The sequence below is a fragment of the Bizionia argentinensis JUB59 genome (genome assembly GCF_000224335.1).
Classification (GTDB): domain Bacteria; phylum Bacteroidota; class Bacteroidia; order Flavobacteriales; family Flavobacteriaceae; genus Algorimicrobium; species Algorimicrobium argentinense.
Genome location: NZ_AFXZ01000050.1, coordinates 18,416 through 38,890, shown reverse-complemented (window position 1 = coordinate 38,890; position 20,475 = coordinate 18,416). Strand labels below are relative to the sequence as shown.

Here is a 20,475-nt window from a genome sequence, read left to right as displayed (position 1 = left end):
TAATCGTTACATACGTCATTTTATTTTTTTAATCAAAATTCCGCCCATTGATGTTAGCAAAACAAGCTGAAAGATTAAATTTCTCGTCTATTATAAATAGAACAGAATATCCTGACTTTATGGATATTCAGATAAAATCCTTCCAGGATTTTTTCCAGCTAGAAACTAAATCTGAAGAAAGAGGAGACGAAGGTTTATATAATACCTTTTTGGAAAACTTCCCAATTACAGACACACGTAATCAATTTGTTTTAGAATTTTTAGATTACTTTATTGATCCACCACGTTATTCTATCGAAGAATGTATAGAACGTGGACTTACATATAGCGTTCCGCTTAAGGCCAGACTTAAATTGTACTGTACAGACCCTGAACATGAGGATTTCGAGACCATTGTTCAAGATGTGTATTTAGGAACAATTCCTTATATGACACCTTCAGGTACTTTCTGTATCAATGGTGCAGAACGTGTAGTAGTGTCACAATTACACAGATCTCCAGGTGTATTCTTTGGCCAATCTTTCCATGCTAATGGAACCAAATTATACTCTGCCAGAGTTATTCCTTTTAAAGGATCATGGATTGAATTCGCAACTGACATCAATCAAGTGATGTATGCGTATATCGACCGTAAGAAAAAATTACCTGTTACAACTTTATTTAGAGCCATCGGTTTTGAACGCGATAAAGATATTTTAGAGATTTTTGATCTTGCTGAAGAAATTAAGGTTTCTAAAGCTGGACTTAAAAAAGTATTAGGTCGTAAACTTGCAGCACGTGTTTTAAATACATGGCATGAGGATTTTGTTGATGAAGATACTGGTGAAGTAGTTTCTATTGAGCGTAACGAAATTGTTTTAGATCGTGATACGGCTCTGGACAAAGATAATATTGAGGAAATTCTTGAAACTAATGTGAAAACTATTCTTTTACATAAAGAAAGTGCACAACAAGGAGATTACGCAATTATTCATAACACCTTACAAAAAGATCCAACAAACTCTGAAAAAGAGGCTGTTGAACACATATACCGTCAACTACGTAATGCCGAGCCGCCTGATGAGGAGACTGCACGTGGAATTATTGACAAATTGTTCTTTTCAGACCAACGTTACTCTTTAGGTGAAGTAGGTCGTTATAGAATGAATAAAAAACTAGGTCTTGATATTGGAATGGACAAGCAAGTGCTTACCAAAGAAGATATCATTACTATTATAAAATACTTAATCGAACTTATCAACTCTAAAGCGGAGATTGATGATATTGATCACTTATCTAACCGTCGTGTACGTACAGTTGGTGAGCAATTATCTCAACAGTTTGGTGTTGGTTTAGCACGTATGGCTAGAACCATTCGTGAGCGTATGAATGTACGTGACAACGAAGTATTTACACCAATCGATTTAATTAATGCCAAGACGTTATCGTCTGTTATTAATTCATTCTTTGGTACCAACCAGTTATCACAATTCATGGATCAAACCAATCCACTTGCCGAAATTACGCACAAGCGTCGTTTATCAGCACTTGGACCAGGAGGTTTATCGCGTGAAAGAGCAGGTTTCGAGGTTCGAGATGTTCACTATACGCACTACGGACGTTTATGTCCAATTGAAACACCAGAGGGACCAAATATTGGTTTAATTTCTTCACTTTCAGTATTTGCTAAAGTGAATTCTATGGGATTCATTGAAACACCATACCGTAAGGTAACAGATGGTGTTGTAGATATTAAGAGTGATCCTATTTATTTAAGTGCGGAAGAAGAAGAAGATAAGTTAATTGCACAAGCAACTGTAAAAGTTGATGAGAACGGTAAAATTTTACATGAAAATTTAATTGCACGTATGGAAGGTGACTTCCCTGTAATTGAACCACATGAAATTCATTATACCGATGTTGCTCCTAACCAAATTGCCTCTATTTCAGCTTCATTAATTCCATTCTTGGAGCATGATGATGCCAACCGTGCATTAATGGGATCTAACATGATGCGTCAAGCGGTGCCGTTATTACGTCCGCAAGCGCCAATTGTTGGAACTGGATTAGAAAGACAAGTAGCATCAGATTCTCGTGTATTAATTAACGCAGAAGGAGCTGGTGTTGTTGAATATGTTGATGCTAGAGAAATTACTATCAAATATGATAGAACGGAAGACGAAGCGAAAGTAAGTTTTGAAAGCGACACAAAAACATATCCACTTGTTAAGTTCAGAAAAACTAACCAAGGAACCTCTATTAATTTAAAGCCAATTGTTCAAAAAGGTGATAGAATTAAAAAAGGTCAAGTTCTTTGTGAAGGTTATGCAACGGAAAAAGGAGAATTAGCTTTAGGTCGAAATATGAAAGTAGCCTTTATGCCTTGGAAAGGGTATAACTTTGAGGATGCTATTGTAATTTCTGAAGAAGTAGTTAGAAATGATGTTTTTACATCTATTCATATTGATGAATACTCATTGGAAGTTCGAGATACTAAATTAGGTAACGAAGAATTAACAAATGATATCCCTAACGTTTCAGAAGAAGCAACTAAAGATTTAGACGAACACGGTATGATTCGTGTTGGAGCAGAAGTGAAGCCTGGTGATATTCTTATTGGTAAAATTACACCAAAAGGAGAATCAGACCCTACTCCTGAAGAAAAATTATTACGTGCTATTTTTGGTGATAAAGCGGGTGATGTTAAAGATGCATCACTAAAAGCTTCTCCATCATTGCATGGTGTTGTAATTGATAAAAAATTATTTGCTCGTGCGGTTAAAGATAAACGTAAGAGAGCTCAGGATAAAGAAGACATTGCCGCTTTAGAAGCATTATACTTTAATAAGTTTGGCGAGTTACAAGACGTTTTAGTTGAAAAACTATTTGCTATTGTAGCTGGTAAAACGGCTCAAGGTGTCTTTAACGATTTAGGTGAAGAGGTATTACCAAAAGGTAAGAAATATACACTTAAAATGTTAAATGCTGTAGATGATTATACGCATCTTACTGCAGGTTCTTGGGCAACAGATGATTACTCAAATAAATTAGTAGCTGATTTAATTCATAACTACAAAATTAAAGAAAACGATTTACAAGGTTCTTTACGTCGTGAGAAGTTTACTATTTCTGTAGGTGATGAATTACCAGCTGGAATTATTAAGCTTGCTAAAGTTTATGTTGCTAAAAAGCGTAAGCTTAAAGTAGGTGATAAAATGGCAGGTCGTCACGGTAACAAAGGTATTGTAGCGCGTATTGTTCGACAAGAAGATATGCCTTTCCTAGAAGATGGAACGCCTGTTGATATTGTTTTAAATCCGCTTGGTGTACCATCTCGTATGAACATTGGGCAGATTTATGAAACAGTTCTTGGGTGGGCTGGTCAAAAATTAAATCGTACGTATGCGACGCCTATTTTTGATGGAGCATCTCTTGATCAGATTAATGAATTTACAGATGAAGCTGGAATTCCAAGATTTGGCCATACCTATTTATATGATGGTGGAACTGGAAAACGATTTGATCAACCAGCAACTGTAGGTGTCATCTACATGCTGAAACTTGGTCATATGGTTGACGATAAAATGCACTCACGTTCTATTGGACCATACTCATTAATTACGCAACAGCCTTTAGGTGGTAAAGCACAGTTTGGTGGTCAGCGTTTTGGAGAAATGGAAGTATGGGCATTAGAGGCTTATGGTGCATCTGCAACATTAAGAGAAATATTGACCGTTAAATCTGATGATGTTATTGGTAGAGCTAAAACATACGAAAGTATTGTTAAAGGTGAGCCAATGCCAGAACCGGGATTACCTGAATCGTTCAACGTGCTTATGCATGAATTGAAAGGTTTAGCACTGGATATTAGATTAGAAGAGTAATATTGACGGGACAAGTTGTAATTGTCCCAAATAAAAAAAACCGTTGTATGTAAGGACAGCCTCCGGGCTGTCTATACTAAAAACATAAAACATGGCAAGAAAACAAGATAAGAATACAGTACAGAGATTTAATAAAATCTCAATTGGTTTGGCGTCACCAGAGTCTATTTTAGCAGAATCTCGCGGTGAAGTTCTAAAGCCAGAAACTATCAATTATCGTACTCATAAACCAGAACGTGATGGTTTATTCTGTGAGCGTATTTTTGGTCCTGTAAAGGATTATGAATGTGCTTGTGGTAAATATAAACGTATCCGTTATAAAGGAATTGTATGTGACCGTTGTGGTGTTGAAGTAACTGAAAAGAAAGTACGTCGTGATCGTGTTGGACACATTAATTTAGTGGTTCCTGTTGCACATATCTGGTATTTCCGTTCATTACCAAACAAAATTGGTTACCTATTAGGATTACCATCTAAAAAATTAGATATGATTATTTACTACGAACGTTACGTAGTAATTCAGCCTGGTAATGCTAAAAATGTAGAAGGAGAGCCTATTCAAAAAATGGACTTTCTTACGGAAGAAGAATACTTAAACATATTAGAAACGCTACCTCAAGATAATCAATATTTGGACGATTCGGATCCAAATAAATTCTTGGCTAAAATGGGTGCTGAATGTTTAATAGAGCTTTTATCACGTATTGATCTTGATGAATTATCTTTTGAGCTACGACATAAAGCAAATACAGAAACATCAAAACAACGTAAAACAGAAGCTTTAAAACGTTTACAAGTTGTTGAAGCTTTACGTGAGTCTAACGAAAATCGTGAGAACCGTGCGGAATGGATGATATTAAAAGTTATTCCAATTATTCCACCAGAATTACGTCCGTTAGTGCCATTAGATGGTGGGCGTTTTGCTACATCGGATTTAAATGATTTATACCGTCGTGTTATTATTCGTAATAACCGTTTAAAGCGTTTAGTTGAAATTAAAGCACCAGAAGTTATTTTACGTAACGAAAAGCGTATGCTACAGGAATCTGTAGATTCGTTATTGGATAATACACGTAAATCATCTGCTGTTAAAACGGATTCTAACAGACCATTAAAATCATTATCAGATTCATTAAAAGGTAAGCAAGGACGTTTCCGTCAAAACTTACTTGGTAAGCGTGTGGATTATTCAGCACGTTCTGTAATTGTTGTTGGACCAGAATTAAAATTATTCGAATGCGGTATTCCAAAGGATATGGCAGCCGAATTATACAAACCTTTCGTAATTAGAAAACTAATTGAAAGAGGTATTGTTAAGACTGTAAAATCTGCAAAGAAAATTATAGATAAAAGAGAGCCTGTGGTTTGGGATATCTTGGAGAACGTCCTTAAAGGACATCCAGTATTATTGAACCGTGCGCCAACGCTTCACAGACTGGGTATTCAAGCTTTCCAACCTAAATTAATTGAAGGTAAAGCTATTCAGTTACACCCATTGGCTTGTACCGCATTTAACGCGGATTTCGATGGTGACCAAATGGCTGTTCATTTACCATTAGGTCCTGAAGCTATTTTAGAAACACAGTTATTAATGTTAGCATCGCATAACATTTTGAACCCTGCAAATGGTTCGCCAGTAACTGTACCGTCCCAAGATATGGTACTTGGTTTATATTATATGACCAAGGAACGTAAATCTACCGATACGGTTAAAGTTAAAGGAGAAGGCTTAACATTCTATTCACCTGAAGAGGTAATCATAGCTTATAATGAAGAACGCGTAGATTTAAACGCAGCAATTCGTGTAAGAACTTATGATTATAATGAAGCAGGAGAATTAACGTTACAAATTATTCCTACAACTGTAGGGCGTGTACTGTTTAACTTGCACGTTCCACATTCTGCTGGTTATGTTAATGATGTATTAACAAAAAAATCATTGCGTGATATTATCGGCGATGTTTTAAAGGCTACAAGTGTACCGGAAACGGCTGATTTCTTGGATGAAATTAAAACATTAGGTTTTAAATTTGCATTCCAAGGTGGTTTATCATTTAGTTTAGGTGATATTATTATTCCACCAGAAAAACAATCAATGATTGATGGTGCAAACCTAAAAGTTGATGGTATTATGGCCAATTATAATATGGGTCTTATTACAAACAACGAACGTTATAACCAGGTTATTGATATTTGGACATCTACGAATGCTGAATTGACTGAATTGTCAATGAATCGTATTCGTGAAGATCAACAAGGTTTCAACTCGGTGTATATGATGCTTGATTCTGGAGCTCGTGGATCTAAAGAACAGATTCGTCAGCTTACAGGTATGCGTGGATTAATGGCGAAACCTAAAAAATCAACAGCTGGAGGTGGTGAAATTATTGAAAACCCAATTCTTTCTAACTTTAAGGAAGGTCTTTCAATTTTAGAATACTTTATCTCTACACACGGTGCTCGTAAAGGTCTTGCCGATACCGCTCTTAAAACTGCGGATGCTGGTTACCTAACGCGTCGTCTAGTAGATGTATCTCAAGATGTTATTGTAAACAGTGTTGACTGTGGTACTTTAAGAGGAGTAGAAGTATCTGCATTAAAGAAAAATGATGAAATCGTAGAGTCTTTAGGCGCACGTATCGTTGGGCGTATTGCATTAAACGATGTATTCAATCCGTTAACAGATGAATTGTTAGTGGCTTCAAACGAAATGATTGATGAAGATATAGCTAAAACTATTCAAAATTCACCAGTCGATTCAGTTGAAGTACGTTCACCATTATCGTGTGAAGCTAAACAAGGTATTTGTGCAACATGTTATGGTCGAAACTTGGCAACTGGAAACATGGTTCAACGAGGAGAAGCTGTTGGTGTAGTAGCCGCACAGTCTATTGGAGAACCAGGGACACAGTTAACTTTACGTACGTTCCACGTTGGAGGTATTGCAGGTAACATTTCAGAAGATAACAAACTTGTTGTTAAGTTTGATGGTATCGCTGAAATTGATGAGCTGAAAACTATTAAAGGTGAAGATTCCAGTGGAAACGAAGCTAATATGGTTATTTCACGTACGTCAGAATTAAAGTTAATAGATAAGAAAACAGGTATTACTTTAAGTACTAATAATATCCCTTATGGTTCAACCATTTTTGTTAAGAGTGGTGACGCTATTAAAAAAGGAGATGTTATTTGTAGCTGGGATCCATATAACGGTGTAATTATTTCAGAATTTGCTGGTAAAGTACGTTATGAAAACATCGAACAAGGTGTAACGTTTCAAGTAGAAATTGATGAGCAAACCGGATTCCAAGAAAAAGTAATTTCTGAATCTAGAAATAAAAAGTTAATTCCAACGCTTCATATTGAAGATGCTAAAGGAAATGCTATACGTTCATACAACTTACCAGTTGGAGCGCATTTAATGATTGACGATGGTGAAAAAATTAAAATCGGTAAGGTTTTAGTTAAGATACCTCGTAAATCTGCGAAATCTGGTGATATTACGGGTGGTTTACCACGTGTTACCGAATTATTCGAAGCACGTAACCCATCTAACCCAGCAGTAGTTAGTGCTATTGATGGTGTTGTATCTTTTGGTAAAATTAAGCGAGGTAATCGTGAAATTATTGTAGAATCGAAACTAGGAGAGGTTAAGAAATACTTGGTTAAATTATCAAGTCAGATTCTTGTTCAAGAAAATGACTTTGTTAAAGCAGGTATGCCTTTATCGGATGGTTCTGTTACGCCTAATGATATTTTAAATATCAAAGGCCCTTCAGCTGTTCAACAATACTTAGTGAACGAGGTACAAGAAGTTTACCGTTTACAAGGTGTGAAAATTAATGATAAGCACTTTGAGGTGGTTGTTAGACAAATGATGCGTAAAGTTAGAATCATGGATTCTGGTGACACTACATTCCTAGAAAATCAATTGGTACATAAGGCAGATTTTATTGAAGAAAATGATGAAATTTTTGGAATGAAAGTTGTTGAAGATGCTGGTGATTCTACGAATTTAAAGGCAGGTCAAATAATATCGCCGCGTGATTTAAGAGATGAAAACTCTATACTACGTCGTGAAGATCATAAGTTAGTTGAAGCACGTGATGCACAACCAGCTACGGCTACGCCAATACTGCAAGGTATTACAAGAGCATCGCTACAAACCAAATCATTTATATCTGCGGCATCGTTCCAAGAAACCACAAAGGTTCTTAACGAAGCAGCCGTAAATGGTAAGATTGATACACTTGAAGGACTTAAAGAAAATGTAATTGTAGGTCATAGGATTCCGGCTGGTACTGGGATGAGATCTTACGAAAACATTATTGTAGGGTCCAAAGAGGAGTTTGATGAAATGATGCAAGCGAAAAAAGAAGTTAATTATAACTAATTAATAAATTTAAAAAAGCGTGAAGAAATTCACGCTTTTTTTTTATACTATAATATTATGAGTGACAAACCAAATCAAAAAAACCAAGGACAAATAAATATTGAAATTGATGAAAAAGTAGCTGAAGGAACCTATTCCAATTTAGCTATTATTAATCATTCAGTTTCGGAATTTGTTGTCGATTTTGTAAGTGTTATGCCGGGCACACCAAAGAGCAAGGTGAAATCTCGTATTATTTTAACACCACAACATGCCAAGCGCTTATTAAAAGCTCTAGGTGAAAACATAACTCGTTTTGAAAATGCTCATGGTGAAATCAAGGATTATGAGCAACCTCCAATTCCACTTAATTTCGGCCCAACTGGTCAAGCTTAATTTGGAGCTAGACTTTTGAATATTTGGAATATTTTTACAGAGGTGCTCAAAATACTTAATTATGAGCAACCTCCAATTCCACTTAATTTCGGCCCAACTGGTCAAGCTTAATTTGGAACTAGACTTTTGAATATTTGGAATATTTTTACAGAGGTGCTCAAAATACTTAATTAATAGCAACCTCCAATTACTCTAAATTTTAGCTTACCGGTCAAGATTAAAAATAAAAAATCCCATTGAAATTATTTCAATGGGATTTTTATATTTTATCCGAAAAAATTGCTTCTTAATTTAAGCAACATATAAATATGCTTAAAAGACACCTCTTCGTTTGCGTAATTATCTCTCCAATATTACTTCGTCTTTAAATTTATTAAAGGAATCACAGGTTGTTTAAATACGTTAGATAGCACTGGTTCACTGTACTCGTCCATTAACATACATATGGATCTACTCGTATTTAAAACTCCGATGTGTAGTGAAACTTAATACTTGGATACTTTTGCTGCGTCATTTGTAAAGAAAATGGCGAATCGGCTAAAAACACCAATTGATCATGTTTATCTTTTGCCAAATAGCGTGCTTTAACACGTATAAATTCCTTGTATTCATCGTTTTTAATATCATCGGCTTCAACCCAACACGCTTTGTGTACATTTAAGTTTTCATATGTACATTTGGCACCATATTCGTGTTCTAATCGGTATTGAATAACTTCATATTGTAAAGCACCTACAGTTCCAATTACTTTACGACCGTTGAGCTCTAAAGTAAATAACTGAGCAACACCTTCATCCATTAGCTGATCAATTCCTTTATATAGTTGTTTCGATTTTAATGGATCAGCATTGTTTATATATCTAAAGTGTTCCGGACTAAAACTTGGAACACCCTTGTAGTTTATAATTTCTCCTTGAGTTAAAGTATCGCCAATTTTGAAATTACCAGTATCATGTATACCTACAATATCACCAGGATATGAAATGTCTACTATTTCCTTCTTCTCTGCAAAAAAGGCATTTGGGCTAGAAAATTTCATCTTTTTATTATTCCTAACGTGCAAATACGGTTTGTTTCGCTCAAACATACCCGAAACAATTTTAATAAACGCTAAACGGTCTCTATGGTTTGGATCCATATTGGCATGTATTTTAAAAACAAAACCAGTAAAATCTTTTTCTTCTGGTTTTACTATACGCTCTTCACTTTGTTTAGGTCTAGGTTTTGGAGCAATTTCGACGAAACAATCCAATAATTCGCGCACACCAAAATTATTTAAAGCTGAACCGAAAAATACAGGTTGTTGGTCACCATTTAAGTAGGCCTCTCTATCAAAATCCGGATAAATACCTTCTACTAATTCTATTTCTTCACGTAATGTATTGGCAGCTTTTTCACCAATGAGTTCATCGATTTCTTTAGAGTTTAAATCTGAAATCTCAATTGTTTCTTCAATATCCTTCCTACTATTACCGCTAAATAAGTTAATATTCTTTTCCCAAAGATTATAGATACCTTTAAAATCGTAACCCATACCAATTGGAAAACTCATTGGAATTACATGTAGGCCTAATTTTTGCTCCACTTCATCCAACAAATCAAATGCATCTTTACCTTCTCGATCCAGTTTATTAATAAACACAATCATAGGAATGTTTCGCATTCTACAAACTTCAACTAATTTTTCGGTCTGTTCCTCAACCCCTTTAGCAACGTCTACAACCACAATGACACTATCTACTGCGGTTAGAGTTCTAAAAGTATCTTCAGCAAAATCCTTATGTCCAGGAGTATCTAGAATATTGATTTTAGTACCTTCATACTCAAACGCTAAAACAGATGTGGCAACAGAAATACCACGTTGGCGCTCTATTTCCATAAAGTCACTTGTAGCTCCTTTTTTAATTTTATTGCTTTTTACGGCACCTGCTTCTTGAATAGCGCCACCGAACAATAATAATTTTTCGGTTAAGGTGGTTTTACCAGCATCGGGATGCGCAATAATTCCAAAAGTACGTCGTCTTTTTATTTCTGATATAAAACTCATATTTTGCTTTAAAATGGGTCACAAAGATACATTTTATCTATGCAAAATATGACATGCATTTGATGCTTTTTAATTTTGTTATGAGTTTGTTGGATTATTAATGTTTTGATTGGTATTTTTACACTATGATTGAAGAACAAGTAATTTTAGTAAACGAAAACGATGAACAAATTGGTCTGATGGGCAAAATGGAAGCGCATGAAAAGGCGCAATTACATCGTGCCTTTTCCGTATTTGTTTTTAACCAAAAGAATGAGTTAATGTTACAGCAACGTGCTTTGCATAAATATCATACGCCTGGATTATGGACCAATACATGTTGTAGTCATCAACGAGATGGAGAAACCAATATTCAAGCTGGTAAGCGACGCCTGCAAGAAGAAATGGGTTTTGTAACCGATTTGGAAGAAACCATTTCTTTTATATATAAAGCGCCTTTTGATAATGGTTTAACAGAACATGAATTTGACCATGTTATGATTGGCTATTATAATGATGTTCCAAATATTAATCCTGATGAAGTAGCGGAATGGAAATGGATGTCTCTGGATGCTGTTAAAGCAGATATTAAAGCGCTGCCAGATTTATATACCGCTTGGTTTAAAATTATTTTTGAAAAGTTTTACGAACATATTAATATTATTAAAAAATGATAGTAACTGTTAGTCGAAAGGCTCATTTTAATGCTGCACATCGCTTATATAGAAAAGATTGGTCTGATGAAAAGAACGATACGGTATTCGGGAAATGTAACAACCCTAGTTTTCATGGGCACAATTATGATTTAACTGTGAGTGTTACTGGCGAAATTGATCAAGAAACAGGTTACGTTCTAGATGTAAAAGTTTTAAAGGATCTAATTAAAACTGAAATTGAAGATGCCTTCGATCATAAAAACTTTAATTTGGATGTGCCAGAATTTAAAGATTTAAATCCGACAGCAGAAAATATAGCAGTCGTCATTTTCAATAAATTAAAACCAAAATTGTTATCCAATTTGGACTTGGAAATCACCTTGTATGAAACTCCAAGAAATTTTGTAACATATTCCGGTAAGTAAAATATGAAAAACACCCTCTATCCTATAAAGTTTGAACCCATTTTAAAATCTAAAATTTGGGGTGGAGAGAAATTAAAAAATATTCTCAATAAATCATCGCAGGTAAAAAATATTGGCGAGAGTTGGGAAATTAGTGATGTGGAAGGTGATACATCTATTATTGCGAATGGTGAATTAAAGGGGAATTCCTTAAAGCAGTTATTAAGTACATTTAAAGCCGATTTGATAGGTGAAAAAAATTATGTAGAATTTGGGAACACCTTTCCGTTACTCATAAAATTTATTGACGCTAAAGAAGATCTCTCAATCCAATTGCATCCTAATGATGCGCTTGCAGCCAAGCGGCATAATTCCTTTGGGAAAACTGAAATGTGGTATGTCATGCAAGCTGACCCTGATGCCAAACTAATTGTTGGTTTTAATCAGCCTATGGATTCGGATACCTACAACAAACATCTAGAAGAAAAAACGTTGCCGGAAATTCTTAATTTCGATAACGTTAAAACGGGCGACTCCTATTTTATTGATGGCGGGCGGGTGCATGCCATTGGGGCAGGGGTTTTATTAGCAGAAATTCAGCAAACTAGCGATATTACTTATCGCGTATACGATTGGGATCGGGTTGATGAAGCTGGAAATAGGCGAGAATTACACAACGATTTAGCTATAGAAGCTTTTAATTTTAATATGCCCGATAATTTTAGAGTAAGCTATTCAAAAGATGAAAATAAGGCGAATTTGATGCTAAATTGTTCGTATTTTACAACTAACTATTTAAATATCACGACACCCATTATAAAATCTAACACCCATGATTCTTTTCTCATATATATGTGCGTCGCCGGTGAAATTACCATAAATGCGAATGGTTTTAGTACAACTTTAAAAGCTGGTGAAACTGTTTTAATTCCTGCGGCTCTAAAAACGGTGAATTTGATAACGGAAAACGCCACATTATTAGAGGTTTATGTGTGATGTAGAAAAAAACACGTCTTTATTTTAATGGTATATTCTAAATTGTAGGTAATACAATTAAATTAACTACTTTTGTAAAAATTTAAAATTAACATTATGGCAAATAAGAGAGACCTAAAAAAGGACATCAATTATGTTTTAGGTGATATTATTGAAGCAGTTTATGTTTGGGAATACACGAACACAGACAAAGATACTAAAAAGAGTGAAGCAATTATTGACGAAGCTATTGTAACGTTTGATACATTAATTGTAAAAGTAAACGATAGAGGTGTAGAAGATAAAAAAGCGCACTTTAAAGCAATTAATACGGAACTTGAAGAAAAAGGACGTGCATTAATTGAAAAAATCAACAAACTAGGATAAAAAAACATAAATATAGTTGCAAATACAATTTTCAGGATTATATTTGCATCTTGTTTTGCCGATGTAGCTCAGCTGGCTAGAGCAGCTGATTTGTAATCAGCAGGTCGTGGGTTCGAGTCCCTCTATCGGCTCTTAAGTTTAAACTCCAATACTAGAAATAGTTTGGAGTTTTTTTGTTTTATACAATACAGTTTACTTTGTGAATCCTAAATTCTACAGATTTATATTTAGGAAGCCTGATTACTTCTATAGAGTATAAGATAATGTTTTATAAAGGAAGCTAAAAACCGATATCCGCCGCTCCTGCAGTTTGTTCGATTGTTTGGTGGAAGTATAATAAGTGAATTCAATTTCAAAGTCATGGTTAGGGCTAATTGCCAATCCAATGGCGAGGGGAATATGTAGAACGACTCCGTTTTATCAATGTTGGTTAAAGTGTTATATTTTTAAATGAGCCAATTGAAGCGCCAATACCAATTTCAAATTAAGGCGCAACATAAGGAATAGGTGTTGCAATACGTATTTTACTTCCAATTAAGAACGTATTAGTTGTAACTTCATATTCTAAAGCTGTTTCTTAATCATCATTTTTGTCTTTGGAAGTCAAAATAAATCCAGCATAGGATTTCACACCAAACCATTTAGTATGCCATACACATATTCAGCTTGTCCATAAAATCTCGTGACGTAAACATTAGATTCTTCTGCAAATGAGAAACTAAATCCTATGCCTATAGAAACTTTTAGATATCACCTTTATTTGGTTGCGCTATGATGTTATGAGAAGCGCACACTACAAGATGATAGCGCAGTGTATAAAGTAAATGATTTGATTATCATAATTTTACAAAATGGATTTCACGATAAAAAACTTACCTTAAATAAAATCTTCAGACTGAAGTTTAAACCGAATTTAATTTGCTTTTCTATCCTTAATAAACACATCTAATTCTTTACCGTATTTAGACGCTTTTATTTCTGGCGTTAAGGAATTATTAATGGTATCTAACCATTTTGTTTGTGCATCGTAAATTTCCGTTAGGGCAAGATATGGTGCTACTTCACTATCTTTATGTTTAATAGCAAAGTTAACTGTATATAAATATCTGCTTTTTATAAGATTTTGATAGGCTTTGTTGTTTGCTGCTATTAAAATAGTATCATTTTTAGCATCGAATTCGGCTTTAATAAGATCTAGATTCTTATTATTATAGCGATCCATCATTTTAAAATACTCTTCAAAAACAACGTGTTGTTTAGATCCTTTAATTTCAGGGTTAAGAGAGAAGTCTTTTACTGATGTATTTATTACCGTTACACCTTTATCTGCGAAAAAAGGAATTTTACCGTAAGCGTCTGAATTCGTTTTATTCAAACGAAGGAAAAATACTTCAGGAGAATCCAAGTTGGCATGAAGTTCAAAATTGGAATCACCATTAATAATCAAGGAATCAATGATAATAAAAGATGAATCTTGAAACTTCTGCAAGTATAAAGTACCTTTTTTTAAATCTTTAATTGTTCCTTTAACCGTTAAGTCATGTTGTTCTTTGCCGCAAGAAACGATAAGTAAAAGACCAAATATTAGGAGTAAATTCTTCATTGTTTTTTATAATTTTAGGGCACTAATATCTTATAATTATTGTTTAAATACTAACCGACGGCTGCTAATCGCATTAAAATTGTACAACCAATGGCAGCAATGGTTCCAATGGCATAGCCAAATACAGCCAAAATAACGCCAACCGTTGCTAGCGATGGGTGAAAAGCTGCTGCAACAATTGGAGCAGAGGCGGCACCACCAACATTGGCTTGACTTCCTATTGCTAAAAAGAAATAAGGCGCTTTAATAATTTTAGCGATAATAATAAGTAGAACCGCATGGATAGTCATCCAAACTAATCCAACAGCAATCAAGCCTGGATTATCAAAAATAGCGGCTAAATCTATTTTCATACCAATGGAAGCAACTAAAATATAAATAAATACAGAACCATATTTACTTGCCCCCGCACCTTCGTAATTTTTGGCTTTGGTAAAAGATAGTAAAACGGCAATTATAGTTGCAATACTAATCATCCAAAAGAATTGAGAATCTAAAAAAGTGAATGTGTTTCTTAAGGTCTGCGATTCTATATTACCCACAACATCTGTAAAAAATGGGGCTAAAATACCGGCACCTATGTGGGCCGCACTTACGGTTCCAAAAGCAATGGCTACGATAATCATAATATCGGATAAGGATGGATTTCGTTTCACGCTTTGTTCAAAAGAAGACACTTTTTCTTTTAAGGCTTCTATAGCCGTATTGTCTGCGCCTAACCACTTGTCAATAGCTTTAGATCGACCTATGCCAATTAAAATAATCGCCATCCAAATATTGGCAACGACTATATCGACAAATACCATTTTTCCGTATTCAGATTGGTTATATCCATAAATTTCTAACATGGCTGTTTGGTTTGCACCACCGCCAATCCAACTACCAGCTAAAGTAGAAAGTCCACGCCAAACGGCATCAGGACCAGCACCTCCAACTGTTTCCGGCGAAACCATAGATATTAAAATAATCGCAATAGGACCGCCAATAACTATACCAACGGTTCCTGTTATAAACATAACCAAGGCTTTCCATCCTAAATTAAATACAGCTTTTAAATCGATGCTTAATGTCATTAAGACCAAAGCGGCAGGTAATAGGTACCTACTGGCCATATAATATAAGCTTGTACTTTCTTTGGTTATTTCGCCAGCTTCGTTAACGGTTTCCCATTCTGGAGCAATTAGTCCTGATGTTGTTAGTACAGCGGGTAACATGTAGGCCATAAACAAACCGGGGACAATTTTGTAAAATTTAGGCCAAAAACCTGTTTTTATGGATTCTGTATAAAAAATGAATCCGAGTGTAAGCATTAATAATCCAAAGACAATCGTGTCGTTGGTGAAAATAGGTTCTTGCATGATTGGTTAATTTGAAGCTGCAAAATACAAAAATTAAGGTTTAAAAAAAGCAACTCTAGGAGTCGCTTTTATTAGTTGTGTTTTTTTTAGATTTTGGTTCTCGATTATGTTCTTTTATATATTGCGTAAGCATCCACTCAATCTGACCATTGGTACTTCGGAATTCATCTGAAGCCCATTTTTCAACGGCTTTGAGCATCTCTTCATTTATTCGTAATGCAAAGGCTTTTTTCTTGGACATACTACTGATTTATAAATGTTTCAAGGGTTTTAATTAGTACTTCTGATAACGGAAAGTCAGCTGTTTTATATGATTTTTCATTATCTTCATCAACATCAATTCGTTTTAAAACGTGATTCATTTTCGGGATTATTACCAATTTTGAATTCGGATTTGCTTCATGTAATGTCTCCGCATCACTTTCAAAAACTTGTAAATCTTTATCACCATTTAGTATTAGAATAGGAATGTTAAGTTTTTTGATTTCTTTAGAAGGAGTAAAAGTCATCCAAGAATTAAAAAACAATTGATTTTGTTTCGGAAAGTAGGCAGCTAATTCTGGATCCACTTTTTCTATAGTTCCTGATTCACGAAGTTCTTTAAAATGTGCTTCAGCTTTAATCCCTAGTGTGTCATTCTGCATTTTTAATTGTTTAACCATAGCAACATCCACAGATTCTGCTGGTCCCGCTAAAGAAACATATTTATCAACCGCTTCAGATATTGCAAGCATAGCAACTAATGAACCTTGACTGTGACCGATAAGCGTAATACTTGAAAACCTTTCGTCATTTTTAAAATGATTGATGGCAATTTTAGCATCATCAACAAAACGAACAAAATTTAAATCCTTCATCATAAAACGTAAGTTTAACCAATTTGCCGAACGTTTATCATATCTATAAAAAGCAATGTCACTTTGGTTTAAACTATCTGCTAATTGTTTTATATAGTTAGCACTTGTTAAACCTAATTGGTTTCCATTTCGGTCTACATTGCCAGATCCATGAATGAAAATAACTAAAGGTTGTTGTTTTAACGTCTTGTTGTACGTGAGTGTGCCGGGAAGAATGATGCTGTCATTTTTAAGCATAATGTCTTCTGCGGTAATGAATGTTTGCGCTAAAACGGATTGTCCGAAGCAAATCAAAATCAATAATAGATATTGTTTTTTCATAATTATCTGTTTTTGTTACGTTCCAATGCAATATTTGCCCAGTTTGGAGCAATGTGAATAACTTTCCAGCCTTCACGACCATATTGATTGAGTAAATCTTCTAAATTTTGCATGCGGTTTGTAAACCCTAATTTTGGCACAATAATTTTATATTCTTTCATGTGTGATGTGTATTCTTAAGCTTTTTGGTAATTCAAATTTTAATTTAATATAATTTGAGGCAAATTTAAGAGTGAAAAAACTTTAAAGATTCAATGTTCCAGTATTTAGAACGGGCGATGCATCTTTATCACCACATAAAACTACCATTAAGTTACTAACCATGGCAGCTTTGCGTTCATCATCTAATTCCACAATATTTTTCTTGCTTAATTCATTAAGAGCCATTTCAACCATACTCACAGCGCCTTCTACAATTTTATGTCTGGCAGCAACAATGGCAGTCGCTTGTTGACGTTTTAGCATGGCATTGGCAATTTCTTGGGCATAAGCCAAATAACCGATTCGGGCTTCCAATACTTCAATACCGGCTATTGATAAACGTTCGTCTATTTCCTTTTCTAAAGCAATACTTACTTCATTCAAACTAGAGCGAAGTGTAATATCTTCATCCAGGCCTTCATCAGCAAAATTATCATAAGGATACATGCTAGCTAATTTTCTCACGGCTGCATCAGTTTGTACACGCACAAAGCTTTCATAATTATCAACATCAAAAGCTGCTTTGTAGGTGTTTTGAACGCGCCAAACCAAAATAGTACTAATCATGATAGGATTTCCTAGTTTGTCATTAACCTTCAAGCGCTCACTGTCGAAATTACTTGCTCGCAATGAGATTTTGTTTTTAGTGTAAAATGGGTTGGTCCAATAGAATCCATTCTGTTTAATAGTTCCAACATATTTTCCAAACAATAATAATACACGCGATCCATTAGGTTGTACCATAATAAAGCCTGGCGCAAGTAATAGCGCTAATATAATTATGGTGGCGTAACTACCGTTTTGAGTTAATATAGCAATAGCAATGCTGCCAAAAAACAATACAAGGAATACAAATAGCATGATATAGCCGTTTGCTGGGACAATAAGTTTCTCTTCTTTCATAGTATATGATTTGTTATGATATTAAAATGACATCATAAAGATATGTATAAAGATTTTATCACGCAAATCATTTTTGGCACGACTATTGAAATCATATTTAATGTTATTGCAACATAACTTTGATTAAAGTGTGGTTACTTTAATTGAAAAGCAATAACATTTCATATTTTTGGTTGGTTAGTAAGAAAAGCGCTCTTTTTTAGAGTGCTTTTCTTTTTTGTAGTAATATGTAGTTCTTAAATATTATTTAATAAAAGCAATCAAGGCTTCCATGAGTTCTGGTGATAACGGTCTGTACGATTCATTATACGATTTAGAATTTTCAAGATCACCACCTTCAATAATAAAAAGAACATGGTTCATTTTTGTAATCAATTTGAACGTATTTTTTTCTGATACTGTTTGAAGTTGATTCGCTTCATCTGTAGATACCTGCAAATCTTTCGTGCCGTTAACTATTAAAACAGGTATGTTTAAGGTTTTTAAAATCTCCAAGGGATTATGTTGCATCCAGCTGCTCATAAAGCTCTGTGTGTTTAAACTGAAAATATTGGACAATGCTGACGGAAAATTAGTGGTTGTTTTTCCAGATTTTAAAACATCAAAAGCACTTTGTGCATCGGGAACTAAACCAGGAGCGGTTTGTTTTATTTGTTCCATAATCACTTGGTCTATCGATTTTGCCGAACCCGCCAATGAAACAAAACCAGTAACATCTTCATGGCTTATTAGCATACCAACCAGACTTCCTTGTCCGTGACCTATAATATATATGGCGCTATATGTTTGTTGTTTTACAAAATGATTTAAAACTGCTTTAGCATCGGCAACAAAATCGTCAAAACTTATGCGGGTATTTACGTGTCCTTTTAAAATTTGCTTAACAATACGTTTATCATAGCGAAAGGAGCTGATGCCATGTTTAGATAAGCCATTAGCTATTTTTTTTAAACTATTGTTTTTCTGAAAGTTCTGGTTCCCATTTCTATCCGTTGGACCGTAATCGCCAATTATAATGGCCAAAATGTTTTTATTATCTACCGTTGGGACTAATAAAGTACCATCTACAAATTGAGAAATAACTAAATCTTTTTCCACGCTTGTAGCGTCTTGAGCTATAGTTGGTAGTGTGAAAAAAAGCCATAAAAGTGAATAGTATAATCTCATAATAAATAGTGTTGAATTCATGCAAAATAGCTAAATTAAGTAGATAACGTAAATTTACTTGTTATGATATATGAGTTTAATTTTTAAGTCAAGATTAAATCATAATGTTTTATAGTTTTTAAACTGCAAATCGGTGTCTTTTACTTATAAATGTTAAAGTTTAATGCATTACAGCGAAAATATAAGCGTTTTAACCGATATTTTCATTCTAATTTTTACATTTGAATTGTTCTAAAAAATATGGTTTTTAGGCGATGGATTAATTAATATTTGCAAGATGTCGTAGAAACTAGTAATACTAAAACAAACAACATAAAAAGCAGATACAATAAACCAAGGTTGAGGGACCTTGGTTTTTTTGTTATATAATTTTTCTAAAGGTTAGATTAATACGTTCGCCAATCTCTTTTTTAGTTTTGGGTATTTGATGTAGCCAATACTCTTGCATTTGTCCCGCCATTATTAATAAACTGCCAGATTCTAAAAGCAATTTATGTTTTTCATTTTTAAGGGTTCGATGTTTGAAATGAAAATATCTTGGCGCACCGAAACTTAAGGACGCAATTATAGGTTTTTTTCCCAATTCCTTTTCATTATCGGCATGCCATCCATTGCTATCGCTTCCCGATCTATAACGATTTAATAATACCGATGTAAAATCTGTATGTGCCACTTTTTCTATAGCGACCTTCATTTCCTGTAGATCTGGAGTAAACTTTTTCGGTAACATTGTAATATTGGAGCAGGAGTAGCTTTTTTCATTGTTAGCATACAATGCTGTAAGTCGCGGTTGTAAATGCGTTTTTCCAAAAATAGTAATAGTATCTTGTTGCCAAACGCAGGTTTCTTTTAATTTTTTAAATAATTTATTGGCTTCAAGTGGATTATAGAAATGTGGAATATATATTAATTCAGCTTGCGGCAAATGAAATTCAGTTTTATCAGAAGAAAATAAGTCCATCAGTTATTTTTCTCTAAATTAGTAG

General features: G+C 34.4%; 16 protein-coding genes and 1 tRNA gene. 8 read left to right on the top strand and 9 right to left on the bottom strand.

Annotation, left to right across the window (positions count from 1 at the left end):
* Positions 1-50 precede the first annotated feature (50 nt).
* From rpoB to BZARG_RS12245, 3 genes are all read left to right on the top strand, one after another.
* Positions 51-3,863, top strand: coding sequence for a DNA-directed RNA polymerase subunit beta (gene rpoB, locus BZARG_RS12255; protein WP_008638887.1), 3,813 nt, complete (start codon positions 51-53; stop codon positions 3,861-3,863).
* 91 nt (positions 3,864-3,954) lie between these two features.
* Entirely contained in the window at positions 3,955-8,256 is a 4,302-nt protein-coding gene (gene rpoC, locus BZARG_RS12250; protein WP_008638858.1) for a DNA-directed RNA polymerase subunit beta', read from the top strand.
* 57 nt (positions 8,257-8,313) lie between these two features.
* On the top strand, positions 8,314-8,631 hold the full coding sequence (locus BZARG_RS12245; RefSeq protein WP_008638833.1) for a DUF3467 domain-containing protein: 318 nt from the start codon (positions 8,314-8,316) through the stop codon (positions 8,629-8,631).
* A 460-nt stretch (positions 8,632-9,091) separates the two neighbouring features.
* On the opposite strand, the gene BZARG_RS12240 is transcribed toward BZARG_RS12245, so the two are convergent.
* Positions 9,092-10,678 (bottom strand): peptide chain release factor 3, encoded by a 1,587-nt coding sequence (locus tag BZARG_RS12240; RefSeq protein ID WP_008638853.1) that lies wholly within the window; start codon positions 10,676-10,678, stop codon positions 9,092-9,094.
* Between the two features lie 125 nt (positions 10,679-10,803).
* On the opposite strand from BZARG_RS12240, the gene idi reads away from it, so the two are divergent.
* The 5 genes from idi to BZARG_RS12215 all read left to right on the top strand — a co-directional run bounded on the left by idi (position 10,804) and on the right by BZARG_RS12215 (position 13,210).
* The gene (gene idi / locus BZARG_RS12235) at positions 10,804-11,331 is read left to right on the top strand and encodes an isopentenyl-diphosphate Delta-isomerase (protein WP_008638925.1); all 528 of its coding nucleotides are present in this window, start codon (positions 10,804-10,806) and stop codon (positions 11,329-11,331) included.
* Positions 11,328-11,738 carry a 6-pyruvoyl trahydropterin synthase family protein gene (locus tag BZARG_RS12230; RefSeq protein ID WP_008638820.1) on the top strand — a complete coding sequence of 137 codons (411 nt, stop codon included), beginning with the start codon at positions 11,328-11,330 and terminating at the stop codon, positions 11,736-11,738. The genes idi and BZARG_RS12230 overlap by 4 nt, the downstream gene beginning before the upstream one ends.
* A gap of 3 nt (positions 11,739-11,741) precedes the next feature.
* Positions 11,742-12,713 (top strand): type I phosphomannose isomerase catalytic subunit, encoded by a 972-nt coding sequence (locus tag BZARG_RS12225; protein ID WP_008638922.1) that lies wholly within the window; start codon positions 11,742-11,744, stop codon positions 12,711-12,713.
* A 96-nt stretch (positions 12,714-12,809) separates the two neighbouring features.
* Complete coding sequence (locus BZARG_RS12220) at positions 12,810-13,079, top strand: hypothetical protein (RefSeq protein ID WP_008638885.1); 270 nt, start codon at positions 12,810-12,812, stop codon at positions 13,077-13,079.
* 57 nt (positions 13,080-13,136) lie between these two features.
* Positions 13,137-13,210 (top strand) — tRNA-Thr (locus BZARG_RS12215).
* A 782-nt stretch (positions 13,211-13,992) separates the two neighbouring features.
* On the opposite strand, the gene BZARG_RS12210 is transcribed toward BZARG_RS12215, so the two are convergent.
* The 8 genes from BZARG_RS12210 to BZARG_RS12180 all read right to left on the bottom strand — a co-directional run bounded on the left by BZARG_RS12210 (position 13,993) and on the right by BZARG_RS12180 (position 20,450).
* Positions 13,993-14,682, bottom strand: coding sequence for a DUF4369 domain-containing protein (locus tag BZARG_RS12210; protein WP_008638880.1), 690 nt, complete (start codon positions 14,680-14,682; stop codon positions 13,993-13,995).
* 50 nt (positions 14,683-14,732) lie between these two features.
* Positions 14,733-16,040, bottom strand: a complete 1,308-nt coding sequence (locus BZARG_RS12205; protein WP_008638902.1) for a DUF819 family protein — start codon at positions 16,038-16,040, stop codon at positions 14,733-14,735.
* Positions 16,041-16,095: 55 nt separating this feature from the next.
* Positions 16,096-16,281 carry a hypothetical protein gene (locus tag BZARG_RS12200; RefSeq protein WP_008638892.1) on the bottom strand — a complete coding sequence of 62 codons (186 nt, stop codon included), beginning with the start codon at positions 16,279-16,281 and terminating at the stop codon, positions 16,096-16,098.
* Between the two features lies 1 nt (position 16,282).
* Positions 16,283-17,218: an alpha/beta hydrolase gene (locus tag BZARG_RS12195; protein WP_008638944.1), complete on the bottom strand. Its 936-nt coding sequence runs from the start codon at positions 17,216-17,218 to the stop codon at positions 16,283-16,285.
* Positions 17,219-17,220: 2 nt separating this feature from the next.
* Positions 17,221-17,379 (bottom strand): DUF4177 domain-containing protein, encoded by a 159-nt coding sequence (locus BZARG_RS15680; RefSeq protein ID WP_008638823.1) that lies wholly within the window; start codon positions 17,377-17,379, stop codon positions 17,221-17,223.
* Between the two features lie 82 nt (positions 17,380-17,461).
* The gene (locus BZARG_RS12190) at positions 17,462-18,322 is read right to left on the bottom strand and encodes an SPFH domain-containing protein (RefSeq protein ID WP_008638819.1); all 861 of its coding nucleotides are present in this window, start codon (positions 18,320-18,322) and stop codon (positions 17,462-17,464) included.
* A gap of 243 nt (positions 18,323-18,565) precedes the next feature.
* Entirely contained in the window at positions 18,566-19,489 is a 924-nt protein-coding gene (locus BZARG_RS12185) for an alpha/beta hydrolase (RefSeq protein WP_040288668.1), read from the bottom strand.
* Positions 19,490-19,850: 361 nt separating this feature from the next.
* Positions 19,851-20,450, bottom strand: a complete 600-nt coding sequence (locus BZARG_RS12180; RefSeq protein WP_008638912.1) for an alpha-ketoglutarate-dependent dioxygenase AlkB family protein — start codon at positions 20,448-20,450, stop codon at positions 19,851-19,853.
* Between the last annotated feature and the right edge of the window lie 25 nt (positions 20,451-20,475).